This window comes from Leptospira abararensis, assembly GCF_016918735.1.
In the GTDB taxonomy this organism is placed as follows: Bacteria; Spirochaetota; Leptospiria; order Leptospirales; family Leptospiraceae; genus Leptospira_A; species Leptospira_A abararensis.
In genome coordinates, this window is the sequence record NZ_JAFFPR010000022.1 from 14,029 (window position 1) to 37,034 (window position 23,006).

18 protein-coding genes and 1 tRNA gene are annotated in these 23,006 nt (G+C 40.7%); 9 read left to right on the forward strand and 10 right to left on the reverse strand.

Annotated elements, in window-relative coordinates:
* The first annotated feature begins 25 nt into the window (after positions 1-25).
* On the forward strand, positions 26-799 hold the full coding sequence (locus JWG40_RS06500) for a helix-turn-helix transcriptional regulator (protein WP_205285040.1): 774 nt from the start codon (positions 26-28) through the stop codon (positions 797-799).
* Between the two features lie 144 nt (positions 800-943).
* On the opposite strand, the gene JWG40_RS06505 is transcribed toward JWG40_RS06500, so the two are convergent.
* From JWG40_RS06505 to JWG40_RS06515, 3 genes are all read right to left on the reverse strand, one after another.
* The gene (locus JWG40_RS06505) at positions 944-1,483 is read right to left on the reverse strand and encodes an Mpo1 family 2-hydroxy fatty acid dioxygenase (RefSeq protein ID WP_205285041.1); all 540 of its coding nucleotides are present in this window, start codon (positions 1,481-1,483) and stop codon (positions 944-946) included.
* A gap of 81 nt (positions 1,484-1,564) precedes the next feature.
* A complete protein-coding gene (locus JWG40_RS06510) occupies positions 1,565-3,289 on the reverse strand; it encodes a 4-alpha-glucanotransferase (protein ID WP_205285042.1) in 1,725 nt (574 codons plus the stop codon).
* Positions 3,290-3,294: 5 nt separating this feature from the next.
* The gene (locus tag JWG40_RS06515; RefSeq protein WP_002981248.1) at positions 3,295-4,359 is read right to left on the reverse strand and encodes a class I fructose-bisphosphate aldolase; all 1,065 of its coding nucleotides are present in this window, start codon (positions 4,357-4,359) and stop codon (positions 3,295-3,297) included.
* A 128-nt stretch (positions 4,360-4,487) separates the two neighbouring features.
* Here JWG40_RS06515 and JWG40_RS06520 point away from each other — a divergent pair, with 128 nt between their 5' ends.
* From JWG40_RS06520 to JWG40_RS06530, 3 genes are read left to right on the forward strand one after another with little or no spacing between them, the layout of a single operon-like run.
* The gene (locus tag JWG40_RS06520) at positions 4,488-5,351 is read left to right on the forward strand and encodes a sensor histidine kinase (protein ID WP_205285043.1); all 864 of its coding nucleotides are present in this window, start codon (positions 4,488-4,490) and stop codon (positions 5,349-5,351) included.
* On the forward strand, positions 5,348-6,031 hold the full coding sequence (locus JWG40_RS06525) for a response regulator transcription factor (protein ID WP_205285044.1): 684 nt from the start codon (positions 5,348-5,350) through the stop codon (positions 6,029-6,031). The genes JWG40_RS06520 and JWG40_RS06525 overlap by 4 nt, the downstream gene beginning before the upstream one ends.
* Before the next feature lie 47 nt (positions 6,032-6,078).
* Entirely contained in the window at positions 6,079-6,810 is a 732-nt protein-coding gene (locus JWG40_RS06530) for a hypothetical protein (protein WP_205285045.1), read from the forward strand.
* Here JWG40_RS06530 and JWG40_RS06535 read toward each other — a convergent pair.
* Positions 6,807-8,546, reverse strand: coding sequence for a PP2C family protein-serine/threonine phosphatase (locus JWG40_RS06535; RefSeq protein ID WP_205285046.1), 1,740 nt, complete (start codon positions 8,544-8,546; stop codon positions 6,807-6,809). The genes JWG40_RS06530 and JWG40_RS06535 overlap by 4 nt on opposite strands.
* 361 nt (positions 8,547-8,907) lie before the next feature.
* Here JWG40_RS06535 and glnA point away from each other — a divergent pair, with 361 nt between their 5' ends.
* The 3 genes from glnA to JWG40_RS06550 all read left to right on the forward strand — a co-directional run bounded on the left by glnA (position 8,908) and on the right by JWG40_RS06550 (position 10,868).
* Positions 8,908-10,368, forward strand: a complete 1,461-nt coding sequence (glnA, locus tag JWG40_RS06540; protein WP_205285047.1) for a type I glutamate--ammonia ligase — start codon at positions 8,908-8,910, stop codon at positions 10,366-10,368.
* A gap of 113 nt (positions 10,369-10,481) precedes the next feature.
* Positions 10,482-10,558 (forward strand) — tRNA-Met (locus JWG40_RS06545).
* A 19-nt stretch (positions 10,559-10,577) separates the two neighbouring features.
* Complete coding sequence (locus tag JWG40_RS06550) at positions 10,578-10,868, forward strand: Cys-rich protein (protein ID WP_205285048.1); 291 nt, start codon at positions 10,578-10,580, stop codon at positions 10,866-10,868.
* An 84-nt stretch (positions 10,869-10,952) separates the two neighbouring features.
* Here JWG40_RS06550 and JWG40_RS06555 read toward each other — a convergent pair whose 3' ends face one another.
* Complete coding sequence (locus JWG40_RS06555) at positions 10,953-13,736, reverse strand: chromosome segregation SMC family protein (RefSeq protein WP_205285049.1); 2,784 nt, start codon at positions 13,734-13,736, stop codon at positions 10,953-10,955.
* 78 nt (positions 13,737-13,814) lie between these two features.
* Between JWG40_RS06555 and JWG40_RS06560 the strand changes: the two genes are divergently transcribed.
* Complete coding sequence (locus tag JWG40_RS06560; RefSeq protein ID WP_205285050.1) at positions 13,815-15,746, forward strand: motility associated factor glycosyltransferase family protein; 1,932 nt, start codon at positions 13,815-13,817, stop codon at positions 15,744-15,746.
* Here the strand turns inward: JWG40_RS06560 and JWG40_RS06565 are convergent.
* Genes JWG40_RS06565 through JWG40_RS06585 form a run of 5 tightly spaced genes read right to left on the reverse strand, consistent with a single transcriptional unit; the run spans position 15,710 to position 21,807 of the window.
* Positions 15,710-16,339, reverse strand: coding sequence for a hypothetical protein (locus JWG40_RS06565; protein WP_205285051.1), 630 nt, complete (start codon positions 16,337-16,339; stop codon positions 15,710-15,712). The genes JWG40_RS06560 and JWG40_RS06565 overlap by 37 nt on opposite strands.
* A 2-nt stretch (positions 16,340-16,341) precedes the next feature.
* Entirely contained in the window at positions 16,342-16,950 is a 609-nt protein-coding gene (gene plsY / locus JWG40_RS06570; RefSeq protein ID WP_205285052.1) for a glycerol-3-phosphate 1-O-acyltransferase PlsY, read from the reverse strand.
* Positions 16,947-18,299 (reverse strand): ribosome biogenesis GTPase Der, encoded by a 1,353-nt coding sequence (gene der, locus JWG40_RS06575; RefSeq protein WP_205285053.1) that lies wholly within the window; start codon positions 18,297-18,299, stop codon positions 16,947-16,949. Before der ends, plsY begins: the two co-directional genes overlap by 4 nt.
* The gene (smpB, locus tag JWG40_RS06580; protein WP_205285054.1) at positions 18,296-18,784 is read right to left on the reverse strand and encodes an SsrA-binding protein SmpB; all 489 of its coding nucleotides are present in this window, start codon (positions 18,782-18,784) and stop codon (positions 18,296-18,298) included. Before smpB ends, der begins: the two co-directional genes overlap by 4 nt.
* A 5-nt stretch (positions 18,785-18,789) precedes the next feature.
* Positions 18,790-21,807: an AAA family ATPase gene (locus JWG40_RS06585; RefSeq protein WP_205285055.1), complete on the reverse strand. Its 3,018-nt coding sequence runs from the start codon at positions 21,805-21,807 to the stop codon at positions 18,790-18,792.
* An 81-nt stretch (positions 21,808-21,888) separates the two neighbouring features.
* On the opposite strand from JWG40_RS06585, the gene JWG40_RS06590 reads away from it, so the two are divergent.
* Positions 21,889-22,989: a pyridoxal phosphate-dependent aminotransferase gene (locus JWG40_RS06590; protein WP_205285226.1), complete on the forward strand. Its 1,101-nt coding sequence runs from the start codon at positions 21,889-21,891 to the stop codon at positions 22,987-22,989.
* The last annotated feature ends 17 nt before the right edge of the window (positions 22,990-23,006 follow it).

Consider the following 23,006-nt stretch of genomic DNA (forward strand, 5'->3'; position numbering starts at 1 on the left):
ATGGCCTTTAGAGTTTTTCTAATTTATGGATTCTAAAAGAAAAGGAAGTCTTTTTTATTTTGGAGAGCGTATTCTCCTAGGAACGGATGGGATTGTCACCGAACCCCATTCTCATTATGCAGTTTCTATCTTAGTATCTCTCCGTGGATCCTTTCATTTGTATACCAAATCGAACACTGTAATTGAATCCAATGGTATCATCATCCCTCCCAATTATTACCATAGATTGGACGGCTCAAAGTCCGAGATGGTCATCATCCAATTAGATCCAAAATCAGAGGAATACAAACGGATTGAAATGGATCAGTCTCCTAAAACAATAGACAAAGAAACAAGATTGAAAATTCAAAAAATCGCCAACCCATTGTTTGGTGAATCACTAACCTGTGAATCTGCAAGGTCCCTCTACAACCAAATCCTTTCTCTCCTTGGTTCGGAAACTGTTTCAAAAAAATATGATAAACGAATCGAAATGGCAATTCAGAAAATCAAAGAACAAATTCCAAATCCAGTGACTCTCGCGGAACTTTCAGAAATTTCAGGAATTTCTACTGACAGGTTTATGCATTTGTTTAAAGATAATATGGGAATTCCTCTCCGGCAGTATCTGTTATGGCAACGCCTTCATATTGCCGCAAAATTGTTGCAAGGTGGCGAGAATCTCACAACAGCTTCGCATGCGGCCGGTTTTAGCGACCAGGCACATCTCTCTCGTACTTTTAAAAAAATGTTTGGAGTGAAACCCTCCCTATTTTTAGGAAGCCAATCACTGAATAAGGTATGTTTTTGTGAGAATTGAAATCTAAGTCCAAACAGAAACCAAACCAACTATAGGAAGTGGCCTCTGTTTGATCATATAAAATGAGTCAGAAGGATCGTAAACCAAGGTTATCTGAAGAAATCAAATCCCTAGAGTCCATTTGACAAGCCTTACAAAATTGATTTAGGCAGGTTTGTGAGAGAAGTCTTTCCAAACTCCACGAGCTTTTAGTTCGTTATCCACTGCCGCTTTTAAGTCCAATCGATATCCCAACTCAAAGAAAACATCTGCCACCACAAAGAGCGGTGCCGAAACTAAAGCTTGGAATAGATTGTCAAAGAGAGCAGGTCTACTTTTTTCGAAAATAAAATGTCCATAAAACTGCGCTCCCCATCCAATCACTTGGCCGAGACCAAAAATGGTCCAAGCAGTGGTCGCTGGCAATTGTGTTGTGATCCACTCGGAGGTCAAATAGAGTCCCCCGAAAACGAGAGTCGCCACAAAAGCAAATAAAACATCCAAAGTATAATAGTAACCAAGCACTGCTAAAGTGAATACAAGGGATGCAGACACGTGAAAGCCATTATATTCAAAAAGACTAAAACGGCTGAGGACAACAAACAAAGTGAAGGTGATTGTCGGAACACCAAGCACATGGATCAGTACATTACGTTTTTCCTGATGGTAAGCGGAATAAAACGCCATTTCTTTTGCAAATCTCAAAGGAGACCTCCGGGTGTAAAGATCCATACTACCAGAAACTGAGTTGTCTGACTTGAACGAACCTGTCATAGAGCTAAAAATTTAAGAATTTCTTTCGGACTCGAAAATGAGCTTTCTAAGGGTAAAGTTACGCTGAAAATCGGAAGCAAAGTCTTCAATGAGCATGGGAAACCGGTAAGTCCAATTGGAGTGGTCCGGGGTTCCCGGTAGGTTGATTCGATGTTTTTCGGGATTTTTTAAAACATCCGAAACTCCGAGAGCCAAATCCTGGAAAAGTTGGATGGAAAAAAGACTACTTGTTTGGAATACAAAACGAAGAAGCCCGACAAGTGCCTCTTCTTCCGATTCGGGTCTCGGTTTTCCGACTCGATCAAAGAAAAATTGAAGTTTAGATTCCAGATCTCCTTCGTTTTTCCACCAATCCATCGCCAAACTTGTATCATGTGTAGATAAAACAGAAATTGCGTTTTCTCGATACAATTCTTCAGGAATGAACTCACCCGTAGTGAAAGATCTTGTCCAACGAACTACATCGATTCCAATCATCTGGCGTTCAAATAAAGAATCTCGAATAAAACCAGGAACGGAACCTAAATCTTCTGCACAAGGAACCATTGAGGAAAAGGATTCAAAGATCTCTAAAATTTTTTCCCCAGCCTCTTTCCAATGTTTTTCCTCTTCTTGGATATGAAGTTCTGATAAAGGAAATAGTTTTGCCTTGGTCTCTTCTTCCAAATTTTGGTAGGAACCTTCTTTCCAAAAGTCCCAATAGAAAATATAATGATCGGGGATAAATTCGTGAATGAGACCTAATGATTCAAATTTTTTAGGATCTAATCCTTCTTTGATAAATTCCTCTTTGGCTATTCCAAATTGAGGATGAAACCAACCATGGAGAGCCGTTGTATCATCCTTTGGGATAGACCAAATTCTATACATTCCAATCACATGGTCAATCCGATAGAGATGAAAAAAATGTTCTAAATAAGACAAACGATCTTTCCACCAAGAGTAGTTTGTTTTTTCCAAGGCTTCCCAATTCAAAACAGGGAATCCCCAAGTTTGTCCGGTTTTAGAAAAGTCATCGGGTGGAGCACCTGCTTGCAGATCCATAATAAAAAACTCAGGATGTTCCCAAACATCACAAGAATTTCTAGAGGTGAGGATGGGCATATCCCCTTTTAGATAAAGGCCCGCATCTTCAAAGTGAACTTTTACTTCAGATAACTGATCATAGGCGATCTTTTGCAAATATACCCAAAAGAGAGCTTCTTCTCTTCGATTGGAGAATATATATTCCTTGGCATGGTTTGGATCCTGGAATTCCTTAGGCCATTCCCACCAAGATTTTCCTTCGAACTCTTCATACAAGAGCCGAAAGGCAGCATAGGAATAACACCAAGGATGTTCTTCTAAAAAGTATGTAGTCTTCCGTATCGCTTCTTTTTGGTTTTCCGTATAGAATTTACGGAGAATCTCTAATTTCAGATTACGAATGCGGAGGGGATGGTTTTCTAAAAATCGAATCTCACGTTTGCGAGATTTAATATTGAGATTTAATTTATGTAAGGATATATAAAGCGGATCAATGGCAAAGGCAGAGATGGCACTATAAGGAGAGTATCCAAAGCCTGTATCGTTTAAGGGTAATAATTGAATGATGCTAAAACCTACATCCTTTGCCCAATCGCAAAGAGGATATAAACTGTAAATGTCTCCACATTCAAAAGAATGTTCAGAAACAATAGAGGGCAGAGATACAAGTACCCCTGCCCTTCTTTGTTTTACATTTCGATAGGATCCCAAGTCTTTTAAGCGACTGTGATTTCTTTCGATAGGTATACGTCTTGGATGGCGTTGAGTAGAGCAACCCCTTCCTTCATTGGTTTTTGGAAAGCTTTTCTTCCAGAGATAAGACCCATTCCACCAGCCCGTTTGTTGATCACGGCTGTTTTTAAAGCGTCCTGTAAATCGTTTTCTCCAGAAGCTCCACCGGAATTGATAAGTCCCGCTCTTCCCATATAACAATTGGCTACTTGGTAACGAGTGAGATCAATTGGGTGGTCAGATGTGAGGTCGGAATAGATACGTTTGTCTGTTTTACCATAAGAAGATTCTTGGTTTAAAACATTGTATCCACCGTTGTTCTCAGGTAACTTTTGTTTGATGATGTCCGCTTGGATGGTAACACCTAAGTGGTTTGCTTGTCCTGTTAAGTCAGCAGAAACATGATAGTCTTTGTCTTTTTTGAACGCATTGTTTCTTACATAACACCAAAGAATCGTTGCCATTCCGAGTTCATGTGCCATTTGAAAGATTTTAGAAATCTCTACAATCTCACGTCCTGAATCAGCAGAACCAAAATAAATGGTCGCACCCACGGCCACACAACCTTGGTCATAAGCTTGTTTTACAGTCGCAAACAAAATTTGTTCACTTTTGTTTGGGTAGGTGAGAAGTTCATTATGATTGATTTTCAAAATGAAAGGAATTTTGTGAGCATACTTTCGAGCTACCGATCCAAGAACACCGAGAGTGGTAGCAACACCGTTACAACCGCCTTCGATAGCCAATTTGATGATATTTTCGCCATCAAAATAAATGGGGTTTTTTGCAAATGAGGCACCAGCAGAGTGTTCAATTCCTTGGTCCACCGGGAGAATGGAAACATAACCAGTTCCACCAAGGCGGCCACTTCCGAGAAGGGTTTGGATGCTACGAAGAACAGGTACAGACCTGTCTGTGGGAGCAAAAATTCGATCAACCCAGTCAGAGCCGGGTACGTGGATTAGTTCTTTAGCGATTTTTGGCGATTTGAATCCAAGAAGGGATTCCGCATCGTTTCCAAGATGTTTCGAGATTTCGTCGAAGTTCAAAGTTGTTCTCCTAAAAAATAAATTCTCGGGTTCTTCCAATGTGACAACATCTTTTTTTGCTCGTCGTCCATCCGCATGGCCTTAACTTGAATTGAGAGGCAAATTTGAGAGGATCCGCACAATTTCGAATGTTTTTTTCCCTAGCTTGGCTTTTCCTCACTCTCTCTTTAGGAGTGTGGTGGTGGATTTTAGGCTTTCGCCAAGCAAAAACTATATCGGAAATTTCTATCAGTGCCGCTCGCCAAGAGGAGCTAAACCGAGTCAATCGGATGCTTCAATTGGAAGGATCTTTTTTCCTTTCCCTATTGACCTTCGGTGGAGTGACTCTAGCTGTTTTATCTTATAGAGACCACAAACGTTCTAAACTTATATCTGACTTTTTTTCCACTGTCACTCATGAAATGAAAACACCTATCGCCAGCTTACAACTGCAAGTTGAAGTTCTCCTAGAAAACACTAAGGAACCAGAACTCAAAAGAAAATTAGGAAAGATTTGGAAAGAAAATCAGAGAATTGAATCCCAAATGGGGAATGCATTTTATCTTGCAAGTCTCATGCAAGGGGAATCCTTGTATATGGAACCACTCACCATTTCTGATTTATGTGAATCCTATTCCCACCATGAACCCGATTTGATTTGTAATGTTTCCGTTCCGAAAGAAACAAAAGTCTACGTTGATAAAAAAGCTTTTTTTGCAATGCTTAAGAATTTAAGCGAAAATGCAAAGCGCCATGGAAAAGCGAAGACCATTAAACTTACAATTACAAAAGAAAACAAAGACATTTGTTTTCTTTTAGAGGATGATGGTACCGGATTTGTTGGAAACAAAAAAAATCTTACGCTACCTTTCCTTCGCCATTCCAAAACAAGTGGAAGTGGAATTGGTTTATACATCGTCAAAAAATTAATCGAAAAAATGAAAGGTTCCTTGGAATTTCCGAACAGTTTGTACGGGTTCCAGGTAAAACTTAGTTTAAAAGAGGTTCCATGAAACCAAGGATCTTACTTGTCGAAGACGACGAAGGACTCGGTGAAACTTTAAAAGAAAGACTGGAGCAGGACCGCTACCGTGTCCAGTGGGCCAAAACAGTAGCAGAGGCGGAAACTCTTTTTTCTCCCGACCAATTTGATTTGGTGGTTCTCGATTTACGACTCCCCGATGGAAATGGATTCCAACTTGCCGAACTCTTTCTATCCAAAGAAAAGGACATCCCCTTTTTATTTCTCACTGCCCAAGCCGGTGCCCAAGAAAGACTTCGTGGGTTTGAACTGGGAGCCGCCGAATTTATTCCCAAACCTTTCCATCTCAAAGAATTTCTTATCCGTTTAGAACGGGTAGTGGCTCAAACCCGTCCCCATTTTGGTCAAAAATGGAAGATGGAGGAGAAAGAAATCCACCTAGATTCTTTCCTGGTGAAAAAAGAAGACGGAACTTCTGTATTACTCTCGAAACGGGACTGTGCCTTACTTGCCCTCCTCCTCTCCGATGCGAGAAAAGTCTTTAGCCGTTCCGAAATTCTAGACTACCTTGTGGGAGAGGAGAGTTTTCCAACAGAAAGGACTATCGATAACGCCATCGTTCGGCTTCGGGATGCCCTCGGAGAAGAATCTATCCGGAACGTCCGGGGGGTCGGTTACCAATGGGTAGCGGAGGTCTTCCCTCTAAAATAAGAATCCTTGGGTTGGGGAATCGGAAACTTCCGCCGATACTTTGAGTAATGAAACAAGGATTTTTACTTTCCCTCGTATTTGCCTTATCCTTGTTCTCAAATTCCCTCGGTGCCTGGGAAACCGACATCGATTACAACTATGAATACGAAAAAAATGGACCCTATACTAAGTTTTCTGATTGGGTTCCCTACAAACTCCACAAATGGGAACCAAAGTATCTAGAAGACTTTTATGAGTTGTACAACCTCAAACAACATTACAACGATAATGAAATCAGAAAAAATATTTATTGGCTGAAAATTGCCTTGGGGAAACGTTTCCGCCACCCCAAACACTCATTATGTGAGACTAAAACAGAAAAAGAATACTACAAATATCGTAATTTGATGTTTATGCACATCAACATTCAAATCATGCGTTCCTACATGAGACTTGCTTCCAAATTTGACAAACGCCATGTATATTTTTATAATTTAGATTTTGCACATGAACTGAAAGAAAGTTTCGGTGTGGCAGAAGCCTTTTACAAAGAAGCGCTTCCTTATTGGGAAAAGGCAAAAGAATATGCCGACAAAGCGAATGAAGTGCCGGTGGATTTGGATTTAGGGACCATCGAAACAGAACGGTATGAAATTGTTTCCGGCAAATTAGATTTCGGCCATATCATTGAAAACCATTTAGATCGACTTGATGGGAAAAAGAAAATTGTATCCGAGTATTTGGCAAAGTATCCCGAAGCTGATGCAAAAGTCTTGGACCTTGCCGATAGAGAAAATTAAAATTCCAAAAACAATACAGCAATATCATCATGAATGATTCGATCTTTATCAACGAGGCAATTGGCGATCATCTTTTGGATTAAGGTATCAGTATTATCGGAAAAAGAAATCATCTCCGAAAGCTCTTGTAGAAAAACATCGAGCCCAATATAACCACCACCCTCTTCCTCTAATTCATAAATCCCATCCGAATAGAGTAACAACCTGTCCCCTGGCTCAAAAGTTTTAGAAATGGTTTTTCCTTCCCATGTATCTAACAATAAAATCGGATACATTTCGTCCTTCACCAGTTTCATCACCCGTTCGTTCTGTTTCCAAAATACAACAGGAGGATGACCTGCAAAACTAAACTCAACCCTTCTTTCCTTGGGAAAAAGACGAAGTACACAAGCAGATATATGATGTTTAAAAATGATTGTTTTTAAGTCCAAATGCATGGCTGCCAAAATACCAGCAGGGGTTGCCTCTAATTTGGAATGTTTTTTAAAAGAAACCGCAGCAATTCCCGAAACAAGGGCAGAGGAAATCCCATGACCGGAAATATCTCCAAAGAAAATATCAATACAATCTTTGGTTGGTTTTTCGTAAAGAATTAGGTCACCCCCAATTTCATCGTAAGGCAAAAACCGAGATTGAATCTTTACGTTTGGAATTTCGCCGAAGTCTTTGGCGACCCAGGCTTCTTGGGTGAGTTTTGCTAAAGCCAAATCTTCTTTGACATCGGAATAAAATCTTTGCAGGACTTTTTCTTTTTTCATCAATTTGATTTCGTTTTTAGCTCGAACTAATCCTTGCGAAACAAAACCAGCAATCAAACCTAACAATTGCTTGGTTTCTTCCGACCAATTACCTATCCGTTCATATGTAGTGATTCCCAGAATCCCAATCACATTCCCCTCGTCTCTTAACCCCACCACTAAAATGGAGCGAACTTCTGCTCGTTTGAAAAGATCTAGATGCCAAGGTTCATCTGCCATCAAAGATGTGTCTGCAATATGAATCACACCATCCGATGCGAGGATTCCCAATCGTTCAGGATTCATCTTGGCGATCGGCAGTTTGGTTCCGGCTTCAAATAAAGACGGAATTCCATCTAACACCCATTCATGGGTCACAGAAAGAAATTGTTTGTCCGAAGAAATTTCTGCGGCAAAAACACGGTCGGCCCTTGAGTATTTTCCCAATTCTTCTAAGGCAAACTGAATGGCATCGGACACAAATTCTGCTTTGGAATGGACAAAGGTTTTGGATACTTCTGTTACAATCTGAGAAAACCGTAATAGGCCAGAAAGTTTGACTTCTGATTCTCGAATGGATGAAATCTCAATTTGTTGGCCCCAAATACGAACAAGAAATCCATCCTCCACTTGTCCGTGGGAATTCATTAAAAAGACACGTTGGTGTCCGTCCGACAAATCCACAATGTACTCGTAATTTTCTAATTGGTAGGTGTTCGCAATGAATTTGCGAAGTAAAAATACACTCTTTAAAGTAACGAGGTCTTTCAAATACTTACCATGGATGTCTTGGACAGACAAGTATCCATAGAATTGGGCCATGGCCAAATTACATTCCCGAATGATGCTATGGTTCCAGATGAATTCCATCTGTTCGTCCTGGGAAAGAGAGATTGGCATCGGGATGTCTAACTCGTAACACCAAATGGCGTCTTTGGACAGGTGGATAAAGCTCTCTAAATGTTGGTAACGCCCAAAATCGGCTTTTCGAGAACTCATCTAGATTCTAACCTCTAGGAATCTTCGGCCACTGCCACAAAAAAAACATACATAGTAGAGATTTCAAAAAATTTCCAAATTCTCTTCGGAAATGCTCCGATTCCGTTGACCAAATCACCCCTTTTGTAGATAGTAATTCGAAATGGCGGAGGCTTAAATAGTGCATTTTTGCACAATATTTGAGCATAAAGTATCCACTGGATGCAATTTGTGTAGATTCTGGGCGTGATTTTAAAATCATTTTGCTTAGAAACTCCACGAAACCCTTATATTTAGGTCGAAATGCCTTGGTATAAATCTTGCATCTCAATGGACATCAGATTACAACAATCAGACCGACCTCTGAAAGAAGGAGAACCAAATGCAGTTCGCAACCCCAAAATTTACTTCCGGAAAGGAAGTGGTTGAGTATGCCAAAAAAAATGGAGTCATTTTCTACGACTTCCGCTTCACGGATATCAAAGGAATGTGGCACCACGTTTCCTATTATGTGAATTCAGTTGATGAAGAAACATTCAAAGGGATTCCTTTTGATGGATCTTCCATTGCTCGTTGGCAGCCAATCAATGCTTCTGACATGCAACTACACCCAGAAATTTCTACGGCTTTTTTAGATCCGTTTACTGCTGACAAAACACTCGTTATGTTTTGTGACGTATGGGATATCTACAAAAAACAATACTATGAAAAATGCCCACGTTCCATTGCAAAAAAAGCATTAGAGTTCATGAACAAATCCGGAATTGCAGATACTGCATACTTCGGCCCGGAAAATGAATTTTTCGTATTTGATAGTTTGAAAGTACGTGATGAAATCAACTGCCAATACTACGAATTGGATTCAAACGAAGGGATCTGGAACACTCACTCGGAAATCCCTGGGTCCAATAACACAGGTAAAATCAACTTTAACTCCGGACACCGTCCTGGTACTAAAGGTGGATACTTCCCAGTGGCTCCGATTGACTCTCAAGTGGACCTTCGTGCTGAATTTGTAAAAACTCTGGAAGCCATCGGAATGGAAACATTCGTTGTGCACCATGAAGTGGCACAAGCACAAGGGGAAATTGGTGTTAAGTTTGGAACTTTGATTGAAGCTGCAGACAATGTGCAAAAGCTAAAATACATCGTTAAGATGGTGGCTCATAAACACGGAAAAACTGCTACTTTTATGCCAAAACCTCTTTTTGGTGATAACGGTAACGGTATGCATGTTCATATCTCTCTTTGGAAAGGTGGAAAAAACCTTTTCGCTGGAGACAAATACCAAGGTCTTTCTGACTTCGCATTCAACTATGTTGGTGGAGTTTTGAAATACGCTAGAGCTTGTGCAGCATTTACAAATGCATCTACTAACTCTTACAAACGACTCATTCCAGGATTCGAAGCTCCATCCATTCTAGCATACTCTGCTCAGAACCGTTCCGCTTCTTGCCGTATCCCTTTTGTTAGCGGCGAAAAAGCAAAACGTGTGGAATTCCGATTCCCAGACTCAACAGCTAACCCATATTTGGCGTTTGCATCCCTACTTATGGCAGGTATGGCTGGAGTAACAGAAAAAATTGATCCAGGTCCTGCACGTGAAGAAGATCTTTTCGAACTTTCTTTGGACGAAATCCGTGAAAAAGGAATTCGTCAAATGCCTCACACACTTCGTGAAGCAATGGAAGAAATGCTCGCTCAAAGAGAAATTTTCAAACAAGGTGATGTGTTTACAGAAAACTTTCTACAAACATACCAACACTACAAGTTTGAAACAGAAATTTGGCCATGGGAAGGTCGCCCTCACCCATACGAATTCCTCACTACTTACTCTTGTTAAGAGTAAAAGCCCCGGCAACCGTCGGGGCTTTTTTTTGTTTACCATTCTTTATCTCTTCAAAAAATGACAAAAGAACTAAAGATTTAGTTCTACCAAACGATCTAAGGTGATAGGGCGAGGTAGCTCAGATGGTTAGAGCACAGGATTCATAACCCTGAGGTCACGGGTTCGACTCCCGTCTTCGCTACCAAAGATCGAGAGGACAAGGTATGAAAAAAACAAACCGTTTCTTTTCAATTCTGGCTCTGGTACTATTTACCGGATCCGTGCAAGCAGCTGACTTTCCAAAATGTAAAGAGGCTTGTGATAAATTCTACACTTGCTCAGTTCAAGTAAACCCGAATGCCACAGAAGAGCAAAAAGCAACACTCAAACGTGGTTGTGAGTTCAACTGCAGCCGCCCTAAATATTACAATAAAATTGCAGGCTGCCTTACTGGCGGAGATTCTTGCAAAGCTTTCTCTACTTGCATTATGAAAGAAATGCAAGCCAACAAATAATAAAAGATCTCTAAGGTAAAAACGAACCAAGGTGAGGCTGTGTGATACAGCACTTACCTTTTCTTGCATCCAAGTCGGAACCGACTAGTTGTCGGTTCCTGTTTTTTGTGTGATCTGTTTGGAAAGGGATTTGGCTTCGTCTAGTCGAAGTGATAGGATTTTGGAAATTCCTGGTTCTTCGTTGGTGACTCCAAAAATGGCATTAGCTCTGGAAATTGTAGACTGAGCATGGGAAACAACAATGAACTGTGTTTTATCCTTGAACCGATCTAAAATTTGACAAAACCGAAGTTTGTTGGCCTCATCCAAGGCCGCATCAATCTCATCTAAGAAACAGAACGGGCTTGGTTTCACCATATAAATCGCAAAAAGAAGGGCAATCGCTGTGAGTGATTTTTCCCCACCAGATAACAGGCGTAAATTCTGAACATGTTTGCCAGGAGGTTCTGCCATAATTTCCACACCGGAATTGAGAGAATCTTCTTTTTCAGTCAGTTCTAGTGTAGCCCTTCCCCCATTAAATAGTGTTGAGAAGGTTTCTTGGAAATTCTGTTTGATCTTTTCAAATGTTTCCTGGAAAAGTTTTTCCGACTCTTCATTGATTCGTTTCAAAACTTCTTCAATATCTTTTTTAGAACTTTCAATATCCAACTTTTGTTTTAGATTGTGTTCGTAGATTTCTTTGATATTACGATACTCTTCAATCGCAAGTGGGTTAATGGAACCAAGAAGTTGGATTTCCGATTTTGCCGATCGTAATCTTCTTTCCTCGGCCTTTTGGTCGAGTTCAAGTCCCCCTCGCTCCGTTTCCAATTCTGAATCAGTTAGGGAGTAGTCATTGTATAACTCTTCCACAAGAGAATCAATTTGCACTTTGAGTGCAGAACTGGTTCTTTCCTTCTCCGAAAGTAAAGGCAAAAGATTTTGGAAGACTTCTTGGTTTTTGGAAATATTAGATTTAATTCCAGAAATTTCTTCCACAAGCGACTGTAAGGTTTCTTTTTCTGATTCCAAAATTCGACTCATAGACAAAAATTCTTGGTAAGACTCTGCAATTTCTTTTTCTAAAACTTCGACTTCCTTCTCTAAACCATCCTTCTTTTCACGAATGACGGATTCTTGTTCTTTTGCACCCAAAATTCGTTTTTGGATTTCACCAATTCGTTCATCAAGGACTGCAATTTCCTTTTGTTGGTTTTCTAATCGAGAATTGGATTCGAGAAGTTTTTTCTCGAGTTCCACGATATGGGTTCTTGTTTCTTCCCAATGATTTCGGTGTAAAATGATATTACTTTGGTTATCTCGAATTCCCCGTGTTAGGTTTTCGTTTTCTAAAATTAAATCTTCGATCGCTTGGTCTATGGTTTCTTTTTTGGAAAGGATCCCATCTTTATCAAAAAGTAAGTTTCTAAAATCATCTTCCCGTTTCAAAAACCCTGTGAGGTTTTCCTTATAACGATCGAGTTGGATTTCGCGAAGTTCCGCAATACCATTCGGAACCTTAGAAGACTCTAAATTTGTAATAGCAGATTTTAATTTGTTGGTAAAACTTTCTAAATCGGAAAGAAGAGCGACTTTATCGGCATTTCGAATCGCCTCTCCTTCGCTCGATTCTTTCTTTTTGTTTTCTAACTCTTGGATGAGCTCAAGGATTACCGTTTTTTGTTTGTCCCGAAGAGTGATATGGCGTTTTTCATTTTCTTTGATGCGACCTTCTTTTTCCTCAATAGACTTTTCTTCCTCTTTGATGGAAAGCTCCAATGAAACTCGGGTAGTTTCCAAACTTTGGATCTCTTCCTGGAGAGTGGTTTGAATTTCTCTTTGGCGTTCGTTTTCGAGTTCAATCGCTCGTTTTTCCACTTCCAGTTTGATGGTGGCTTGGTTTTCCGTTTCTAAAGCAGATAGAATTTCTCCAATCCGAAGCTCATACTCCAAAATAAAGGTTTTGTTTTTGGCAATTTTCTCTTTTTGGATTTGGCTTTTAGAAAGATGATCAAATAATTTTTTATCAATTTCAGCGATCTCTCTTTCTTTCACTTCTTTGGTAGTTTCTTTTTCAGAAATTAAATTGGTTTCGTTTTGGATGAGAGATAAAATCGATTTATTTTTTTCGCGAATTTCAAGTAAGTCTTCATCAGATTTTTTCATTCGACGTTTGAAATCACGTAGTTTGAGAAACCTTAAGTTTTTATCCGATTCATCCAAATCCGATTTGAGTTTGAAGTATTGCTCTGCTTTTTCAGATTGTTTTTCTTTCACTTCCAGGTCTTTGACCATGGAGTTCATAATGTCTTGGATGCGAAGTAAGTTCTGGTTGGTATCATCCAACTTTTTTGTGGCTTCTTTACGATCGAGTTTGAAACGAGAAACTCCAGCGGCTTCTTCAAAGATGGCCCTTCTTTCTTCTGGTTTGGAATTGAGAATTTGGTCTACTCGACCTTGTTCCAAAATGCTATAACTAGACTTACCAATTCCTGTATCGAGGAGAGTTTTTTCGATATCCTTTCTTGTGGTTCTGATATCATTCAGATAGTATTCGTTTTCCCCGTCTGGATACAAACGGCGAGTGATTTTGACGGATGGATAATCAATGTTGAAAAACCGGTCATCATTATCAAAAAGGATCGAAACTTCAGCGAAACCTGCAGCTCGCCTACTCTCTGTTCCGTGGAAGATGACATCATCCATCTTCTCGCCGCGAAGTCCTTTGGCACTTTTTTCTCCAAAGACCCATTTTACGGAATCCACGATATTTGATTTCCCCGAACCATTCGGTCCGACGACAGCAGTAAATCCAGGATCAAAATTGATCTCTGTTTCATCCGCAAATGTTTTGAATCCAACAATACTCAGGCTCTTTAAATGCATATATGTTTCGCCGTTCGATTTCCCTGTTTCCCGGTTGACACAACTTGGGAGACATAAGAAAAAACCTTAGATAGTATTATGTCCCAAATTATCGATCCCATTTCCAGTGAAATTTTTGAAAGGAAGCCGTACTTACAAAATTATTTCAGAAACTTCCAAACTGGAAATCTCTGGGAACTGGGTTCTGCCAAGAAGACGGGGGAATATTATGTCTCATTAAATGGCGCTCCCCTCTCTTCTTCCTTCTCTCCACTCACGCAAGCCCTTCGCCTTTTAGATACCTATTCTTTAAAACCCACTGACATAGTCATTTTATTTGGGCTTGGAAATCCCCACCTCATTCAAAAAATTAGCGAAACCTTAGCGCCCGGTCAAATTCTCATTCTCATTGGAGACGATGAAACCCTAATCCCCGTTATTTGGGACAAAATTTTAAAATCAGTAATGACAGTTCCAGGCCGCCATTTATTCTCAGGCGAACTTTTTTTCCCTTTGTTTTTTAACTACTTAGATTCTCTACCAATCGAACGTGTGAGTGGACTGAAAATCATTCGTAATCCTACAGACACAAATCGTAATCCCGTCTATCGTGAGTTAGAAGAAAAAACCCAAACTGTTTTTTCAGCCAAAATGAGTGACCTACTCACTAAGTTTGAATTTGAAAGGTTATGGATCAAAAACTCCATTTGGAACTTGGTCCATGTAGGAAAAGAGTCTCCCGTTCGTTTTCCCATCTCTTCTTTGAAAGATAAATTCCAAGGACTTACCGCTGTACTCGTGTCAGCGGGCCCTAGTTTACGAAAAAACCTTCCTTGGTTACAATCTGTTCGGGAAAAAGTATTTGTTTTCTCTTGTGATACTTCACTCAAAGTTCTTTTTAAAGCAGGGATTTTGGCGGATGGGGTAGTCACACTGGACGCCCAAACCAATTCCTTTTTCCATTTTATGGGCGAGACTCTCCACCAAATTCCCCTCTTTGCCGATTTGGTAAGCTCCCCCACACTTTTACGAGAACCTCTGTTTCAATCGGTAGTTCATTCGGTCACTGCAAAATACCAAGTCGATGCGGAAGGATCTCTTGTCCGAGAAGTCACTGCCGGCGGGGAACTCGCCGAACAGGTGTTTACTGAAGTGGGCGATATCCAATCAGGGGGATCTGTTGCCACTACTGCCTTTGATATGTTACGTTTTATGGGATTTACTTCCGTGTATTTTCTCGGCCAAGACTTGGCTTATTCCGGCAGAGAGATCCATTCCACAGGAACTCATCACAATGAAAAATGGCTGACCCTCCTAAACCGGAAAAACAGTTTAGAAAGAATCAATGAAGTGATCATTCGAAAAAGAGAAACCAGGTTTGTTCCCAGGGCCGATGGAAAAGGTTCTGTTCTGACCGATTATGTTCTGGATTTATATCGTCACTGGTTTGAAGAATCAGCAACCACTGTGAGTGGGATGCGACTTTTCAATGTGAATGAGGACGGGGCACTCATTGCAGGCATCGAATCGGTAAGCCCGGAAAAAGCAAAAAAGACCTTGGACGGTACTCCCGCCCACAGCTACCCTTGGCGAGATCTTCCCATTTGGAAATCGAACCATGCCGATGGAGATTCTTCCAGTGGCACTGTTTCCTCGCTGGACAAAAAAATTCAAAAAAAAGAATCCCAGCGGAATCAAAAAGGCAAACCACCCCACTACTTACATCACCAAGGTTCCGAATTACTATTCCGGCGAATCCAAAAGGACATTCAATTTATGGAAGATGGACTCGGACGATTTGAAAGAGAAACACCGAAAGAGTCGTTTCAGGATTCCGATATTTGGATTTGGATGAGAGAAGAGTCGTATTTAAGGAGAATGGTGCGTAAAACCGAAATTTATATTTTGCGTCATAAAGATTTGGAGTCGGAGAGAAAAAACCAACTTTTGATCCAATCGATTAAAAAAGAAATTCGTTACTTAAAACGAAGCCTTTATCCAATGATGGATTCATTTCCTGAAAAAGGATGAAAAACAGAATTGTCTTCAAACTCAGGAAAATAGTCAAAAAATAGTTTTTGAGAGACCACTCGATAAGCAAAAGGATTTTTTTTCACATAACCATCAGTATATGGTAATGCGGGCAATTGGTGGAAGTTAATTCTTTCTTCAAAATTGATAAAGTCGCGACGAGTGAGTTCTGGTCGTAATTCCAAAGCGGTTTCTTTCATCAAATTCCAATCCAATTTGAAACTCATCCTTGCCCCACGAAAGGCAGGAGACCTTTCCAGTAAATTGACGAGGCGTTTCACCGGACAATCCATATGGTAGTATTTGGTTACATAAACTTTGACAAAGCGTGCAGCAAGTCCCATCGGTTCCCAAATCAGTTCTGACTCAGTATTTTCTGATTCTTCTTTTTTGATTTCGCTAAGTACAACATGTAACTCTGGAATGGATAACCTTCCCGTCATAATGAGAGAAGATTCTTCCATTCCAAATTCACCGTAATACAACCATTTGTAGAAGTCTTGGATATCCGCTTCCGGATGGTCTTCTACAAATTTAGTAAGAAGGAATAATTTTTCCTTTTGTGTGAGTGTTGATTCTCTTTCGGTTTGCATTCCTAAGTTGCTCGTAGTTCTTTACCTAACACCAAACGTTTGATGTTTTCTCTATGAGAATAGGAAATGAGAAAAAAAGTAGCAACTAACACAAAAAAGATGATTGGTTGGTATTCAGAATCAGGAATGAACTTTGTTGTTCCAAAATACCAAATAGGCATGGATAATGTCGCAAGGATGGACCCGAGTGAGACAAATCCCGAAATCTTATATACGATAAAAAAGATCAGAACGGCACAAACAGTGACAATGGGAACCAGAGTCATGTACACACCGAGAGCGGTGGCGACACCTTTCCCCCCTTTGAAGTGGAGGAAGGGAGTGAACGTATGCCCAAGGATGGCAACAGAACCAAGTAGGATTTCTGTCGTGGTGAGAGAATAAGGCGATTCAATATAAGAGGCTAGAACGACCGGGATGGCACCTTTCAATGCATCTAAAAAGAGAGCAATGATTCCATACTTCCAACCGATGACCCGACCAACATTGGTCGCACCAATATTTCGGCTGCCGTGTTCACGGATGTCAATCCCACGCACTTGTTTGGCCAGGAGAAACCCAACCGGAATGCCACCCAAAAGGTAGCTAAATAGGACCATGGCAAGTATCATTCCTTGCCCTCCTTACCCTCGTTTCTGTTGCGGAGTTCGATCTCAACGGCTAGGCCATCTAACCCAAACTCTGTTACTATACTCTTTCGGTAAAAACTCAGTATATTTGACGGAAAGAGTTTCGTATCATTAACAAAGAATAAAATTTTAAAAGGAATCTGGGAAACTTGCGTGGCGTAATACACCTTCGGAGGTCTGTTCGATGCCTTCTGCACCTTATTTTTGCCCCCCCACTTGCTTAACCAGTCATTTAAGGCACGAGTGGTCAGCTTTTTCTGAGACTTTTCGTAGAGGGCTACGACTGATTCTAGGAGTTTGTGGGTTCGGAGTTTCTCTTTGGCCGAGAGGGAAAGAAGTGGTCGTTCCTTCAAAATCGAAAGTTTTGCTTCCATCCGGTCTTTGAAATGTTTCCAAGAATTGGATTCTTTTTCGGGAACGAGGTCCCACTTGTTGACCGCTACAATCATGGGTTTTCCGAGTTCTTGGATTTCCCCAAAGATCTTTTTATCAAATTCACCGAGTCCCTTCATGGCATCGATAAGTAGGACCACAACATCAGCCTCCCCCAAACTATGAAGGGTTCGTTTGTAAGAATAGAATTCTAAACTTTCGCCGGTTTTGGATTTTCTTCGAATCCCGGCTGTGTCTATAATTTCTAATTTATGGTTTTGAAAATAGAACTGATCAGATACAGAATCTCTGGTGGTTCCTGGCACATCACTTACCACTGCCCTCTTGTAACCAAGGAAGGTATTCAGAAGTGAGGACTTACCAGAGTTAGGTTTTCCGATAATGGCAATTTTGCAATAGGGGTCTTCCGGCATTTTGATTTTGTCGGGAAGGAAAAAATTGATCTTTTGGTAAAGTAGATCGAAGTTTCGACGCCCCAATGCCGAGATCGGAAGGAGTTCGTTTAACCCCAGTTTGTAAAACGGTTCCAAGTCATATTCATCTTGTTCTGTATCAACTTTATTGATGAGAGTCAAAACCATTTTATCTTTCAGAACTTCATCTTTTTTCAAAAGTTCGATGAGTTTGTAATCATACTTACGTAGGTCTTTATGATCGATCACATGTAGGATTAAATCCGAATTTCGTAAATGTTCGAAAGCTATTTCAATGATCTCACCTGAGATTTCGTCGATATTTTCGATATCTAAACCGGGTGTGTCAGACAATGTGAAAGGAATTTTAAACTCTGCCCTTTCGACTGTCTTTTGTAATACGTCTCTTGTCACACCAGCTGTATTTTCTGTGATGGCACTTTGTGCTCGGAGAATGGCGTTGAATAATGTGGACTTACCCACATTTTGACGGCCAACGATGGTGACCACTGGAAGTCCTTTCATTTGCGTAGGTGTTCCTTCATGGCTCTTTCCATATCGATTTTGGCTTCCTTTTTTTGAATGTCGTCACGTTTGTCGTAAAGTTTTTTTGGTTTGGCTAGAGCAACATCTATCTTTACCAAACGATTGTTTTTAAAGAAACAGCGAGTGGCAACGAGTACAAGACCTTTTTCTTTAATAGATCGATCTATTTTTTCAATTTCTTTTGCCTTAAGTAATAGTTTGCGAGGTCGAATTTCTGGATGGTTCGCATAACCTCCGTTTTTGTAAGGAGGGATTTGAAAGTTTTCTAAAAACACTTCCCCATTTCGCACTTTAGCAAAACAATCCGTCAGGTTTCCTTTTTTTTCTCTAAGGGCTTTCACCTCAGAACCTGTGAGTACAACACCGGCCTCGAACGAATCCAATAGTTCGAAATTGAACTTTGCCTTTTTATTGATTAAAGGATCGGTTCCGCGTGGTTTGTCGTCTTTTTTGGTTTTGCCCATATTGATTACGAACGAAGGGAATGGTGGGTTTGCACCAGTCTTGCAATTTCTGCTCCAATGAGATTTGGCATGGAATAAAAGTTATCAGCCGTAATCTGCAGGGAGTCATGGAACACATGTTCCGCAATGTAGCGAGACCCAAGTCCCACCCCTAAAAATACATAATTTTTCTCCTGGTTTTTCAGTACAGCTTCTTTCAGTTTTCTGGTGTCAAAAGATGCCAGTTCGTCCTCTATATAGGTCTTGGCTCTTTGGCCGCGGAAGTCCGATAAAATCACTATGATTTTGGTTTGGGCATCGGGGGAAAAATACCGTTCCGAATTGGTAAGGACTTGGTATTCTGGAATGCTGTCCCCATGCCAATTTTTGCAGAGTGCGCTAAAGACTTCCTCTTCTTTTTCGGCAGTATAGTCTTCCTCGGCAGATTTTAGATTATAAATGTCAACAGTGTCTTTGGAGTTTTTGATATCACAAAAAGTGTGGACACTGGTTTTGATATCATGTTCGTTTAAGATATGTAAGCTGACAAGAAGTGCCGAAAGCATGGCAATCGAATACTCGAAGTTAAAGATCCTTCGGCATTTTGACACGAGGAATGTCACTTCCACACCTTTTAGTTTTTCATCGTTTTTTTCGATTGTGGTTTTATCGAAGATTTTTGTATCTCCCCTGCCACTTTTGTAGGAAATGTATTTCCTGGCATCAACCCTAGATCCTTCATTTTTGTACATCCGGTTGATGTCAATTTCTGGATCAAAGAGTTGTTCTAAATTGAGTTCTACCTCTTCCAATTCTTTTCCAAACACAGACTTAAACTCTTCTAGACCGACCATAATGGAATAGTCCCAAAGAAGACGGCGTTTTTTTAAGAATTGTTTGTAGAGTTCTTCCGTTCGGTAACCCCAAGCCCCACCGCCACCTTGTGGTTCTCCCTGTCCTTGGTTTCCTTGGGTGTCTTGTCCATACCATGCATCCGGTCCTTCTTTGGTACCACCCCCGGTTTCTGGCGTATTGATCTCAATTCCTCGTTTGGTCTCTGCACCTGAATTCAGTTTTTTTGCAATACCTGTTAGTGGGTCACGTTTATGAAGTTCCGGATCCCACCAATTCTTTCGATTTAGTCCTGATTCAACGGTAAACGTTTTTTTTTTCTCTTCGATTTCCTCGAAGAGTGTTGAGACCACTTCCACACCCGAAAGAAATCCTTCGAGGAGTCTTTCGAGTTCCTTTCTTTCTTTGGGATCAGCAATTTGGTTTGTGTAATAGATCTTTCCCCCACGGATCGCGATATCTTTCACATCGGTTTGGTTGTAACGATAGATATGATTTTTCCATTTGAGAAGATTGGAGATTCCAAATCGATAGGGCATTAGGTTTGCCGAACCAATCGTACGTTTTTCTGCGAGTTCCTTTGCTTTGAGATGGAAGCGTGCCAAACTGCGAGGAAGGACACCTTCCGGAAGGTAAAATTCTAAAATTTCTTCTAGGACTTTCACATCTTCGAGTTCTGGAAAAAGAATAGGAGTAAAACGGTTACGAAATGCTCGAGAGATCGTGGTCACCGATTTGGAAGCTCGGAACGATTTCATCCCAAAAACAACAGAAGTCTCTGTGAGTTGGATCGGAAGATACTCACCCGACTCCGGTGGCAAAGTGAGAGACCTGGCATCATCGGTGAGCATATTCATCTTTTCGACAAGTTCCGCTCCAGCAGATTCGAGTCCAGAGATAAGGATGATATGACCCTTTCGGATAGAGCGTGTTAGGGGGCCGTCCACCCAAGCGACACTTTCGATATTTCCTTCTTCTGTCGGTTTCAAAGCACCAACTACATCAGAGGTATGCATTCCTTTGGATAACATCACGGACTCAAGTTCAATACCTGTGAGTTCGGTAAATAAAGGTAAGAATTCTTGTGGGTCTTGGTCTTCTCTGTATTCAACGAGAATGTTTTCTTTGGCTTGGATGGCAGTGAATACTTGGTCTAAGAAATGTAATACTGGTTCTGGTGTGGGGTAAGTGGAAAGGAGAGAGATGGTTTTTTTCTCATCCCAAGTTTTGATTTCTTTGTCGTTCCAAAAAATCGTAGAACCTTGCACATAACCTTTAGTAGGAACTACTTTGATTCCTCCACCAAACTCGGATTCAATGAGTTCTCTTTGTTTGGCTCTATCTTCTTTTTTACGGAATGGTTCTTCGAATAAATACAAAGCCTCTCTGGCAGCAACTGCTTTGTCTTTCGCACCGAATAGAACTAGACGATTACAATACTTTTGGAGAGTTCTTAAATTAAAGTGGTATTTTTCTAAATCACCCTTTCCAATTTCTCCAGACTTGATCCGAGCTTCTGATTCCAAACTAATTTTGATGATTTGTTTCAGAACATCTTCTGCAAGCATGGGATAGAGTTTTTTTAAGATATAAAACATCTCGTCCGGTGAGTAAGGATCTACATAGACAACGGCAAAATGTTTGGTAATATCAAAGGGAAGTGGTTTTCTACCTTCAAACCCTTCGCTTGGGTTTTGCGTTCCAATAAACCAAAACCCTGTTTTTCCATTCACTCTTTCCCCACTCCCTTCCAAAAGATCTAAGTAGGTGGATTCATAAACGGAAGAAAATCGTTTGATGATATTGGGTGCACAAAGGTTCATCTCATCGGCAACAAAACTAAGCCCTTCCGAAAGAGCATTGGTGAGTGGCCCATTCGACCAAGTAAATCCTTTCCCATCTAGGAGAATTCGGTAGGATCCGATCAGGTCTTCGGGAAGTGTGTCTTCATTGAAACTGAACCGAAGTGTAGGTTGTTTGCGAAGTGAGTTGATATAATAGACAAGAGCGTTTTTTCCTACACCAGCATCCCCTACGAGTAGGACAGGAATTCCCTCGAGCATAGGGTATAGAATTTTTTGTAAGGTTTGTTTGACCGAGTCGGTTTCGACCAGGCTAGAAGGAAAAATAGGAAACTTATTGGAGTGCGGGAGAACCGGCACTTTCACATCGGCAATGGTTACAAAATCCATATCCTTCAGATTTCTACTCAATTCCTAGGTGTAAACCAAATTCTATTGACCGGTACCTCCACCAAAAACCATGATGATTCCATGGATTTCGCAAATAGAATGAATGGGCTTGACTCTTCCCCCATCCGAAAGGCCTTTGAGCTAGCACGGAGTATCGAAAACCCGATCAATTTGAGTATTGGCCAACCTCACTTCCCGTGCCCACCTAACATCATTGAGGTTTTGACAAAAGCAGCACAGGATGGGAAAACTTCCTACACCTTAACCGGTGGGATTCCTGAACTAAAATCTGCGATGGCAGAAAAATACCGAACCCAAAACCAAATTTCTTATGCTCATGAAGATCGAATCCTTGTGACTTCAGGAATCTCTTCCGCTTTATTTCTTCTTTTTAATGCCCTTGTCAATGAAGGTGACGAATGTTTGGTGATCTCTCCTTACTTTCTAATGTATCCTGCGATGTTAAAATTCTATGGTGGAAAAGTAGTTCCCCTCGAGGAAAGTTTCAATCCCACTGATTTAGAATCACTCAAATCTCGGAAGTTCAAACTCATCATTTTTTCCAATCCATCCAATCCTACAGGAAAAGTTTTATCCAAAGAACAACTGCGTGCTCTTGCTAATCTAGCAGAACACACTGGAGCTTATCTCATCAGCGATGAAATTTACGAACTCTTTGATTATGATAAACAGTTTTTTTCCATTGGTTCCGAGTATGAAAAAACCATAACACTCACTGGTTTTTCCAAAACCTACAATATGACGGGCCTTAGGCTTGCGACCATCCTTGCCGAAGACAAGGTTATCAAAGCTCTCACCACCTTACAGCAGTATACCGTAGTTTGTGCTCCTTCCATCACCCAATGGGCAGGAATTGAAGCCCTTAAAACGGATATGAGTGCTTACATCCAAGATTACAAAGAAAAAAGGGATTTTGTCTACGAATCCTTAAAGGATTACTACCCCATCCAAAAATCAGGTGGGGCCTTTTATTCCTTCTTTCCCGTTCCAGGGACAGATGAAGCGTTCATCCAAAAGGCAGTGAAAAAGGATCTGATTCTTGTTCCAGGATTTATCTTCTGCGACAAAAAGAATTTTGTAAGGCTTTCCTTTGCCACGGAATGGGATACACTCAAACGAGGTATGAAAGCACTTCAGGAACTTTCCAAAGAAAGTGAATAGGTTTCATTCCAATTAAG

What these genes read in the sequence shown, in the direction of transcription:
- JWG40_RS06500 (WP_205285040.1), top strand. Translation starts at nt 26, where the DNA reads ATGGATTCTAAAAGAAAAGGAAGTCTTTTTTATTTTGGAGAGCGTATT.
- JWG40_RS06520 (WP_205285043.1), top strand. Translation starts at nt 4,488, where the DNA reads ATGTTTTTTTCCCTAGCTTGGCTTTTCCTCACTCTCTCTTTAGGAGTG.
- JWG40_RS06525 (WP_205285044.1), top strand. Translation starts at nt 5,348, where the DNA reads ATGAAACCAAGGATCTTACTTGTCGAAGACGACGAAGGACTCGGTGAA.
- JWG40_RS06530 (WP_205285045.1), top strand. Translation starts at nt 6,079, where the DNA reads ATGAAACAAGGATTTTTACTTTCCCTCGTATTTGCCTTATCCTTGTTC.
- JWG40_RS06535 (WP_205285046.1), bottom strand. Translation starts at nt 8,546, where the DNA reads ATGAGTTCTCGAAAAGCCGATTTTGGGCGTTACCAACATTTAGAGAGC.
- glnA (WP_205285047.1), top strand. Translation starts at nt 8,908, where the DNA reads ATGCAGTTCGCAACCCCAAAATTTACTTCCGGAAAGGAAGTGGTTGAG.
- JWG40_RS06550 (WP_205285048.1), top strand. Translation starts at nt 10,578, where the DNA reads ATGAAAAAAACAAACCGTTTCTTTTCAATTCTGGCTCTGGTACTATTT.
- JWG40_RS06555 (WP_205285049.1), bottom strand. Translation starts at nt 13,736, where the DNA reads ATGCATTTAAAGAGCCTGAGTATTGTTGGATTCAAAACATTTGCGGAT.
- JWG40_RS06560 (WP_205285050.1), top strand. Translation starts at nt 13,815, where the DNA reads ATGTCCCAAATTATCGATCCCATTTCCAGTGAAATTTTTGAAAGGAAG.
- JWG40_RS06565 (WP_205285051.1), bottom strand. Translation starts at nt 16,339, where the DNA reads ATGCAAACCGAAAGAGAATCAACACTCACACAAAAGGAAAAATTATTC.
- plsY (WP_205285052.1), bottom strand. Translation starts at nt 16,950, where the DNA reads ATGATACTTGCCATGGTCCTATTTAGCTACCTTTTGGGTGGCATTCCG.
- der (WP_205285053.1), bottom strand. Translation starts at nt 18,299, where the DNA reads ATGAAAGGACTTCCAGTGGTCACCATCGTTGGCCGTCAAAATGTGGGT.
- smpB (WP_205285054.1), bottom strand. Translation starts at nt 18,784, where the DNA reads ATGGGCAAAACCAAAAAAGACGACAAACCACGCGGAACCGATCCTTTA.
- JWG40_RS06585 (WP_205285055.1), bottom strand. Translation starts at nt 21,807, where the DNA reads ATGGATTTTGTAACCATTGCCGATGTGAAAGTGCCGGTTCTCCCGCAC.
- JWG40_RS06590 (WP_205285226.1), top strand. Translation starts at nt 21,889, where the DNA reads ATGGATTTCGCAAATAGAATGAATGGGCTTGACTCTTCCCCCATCCGA.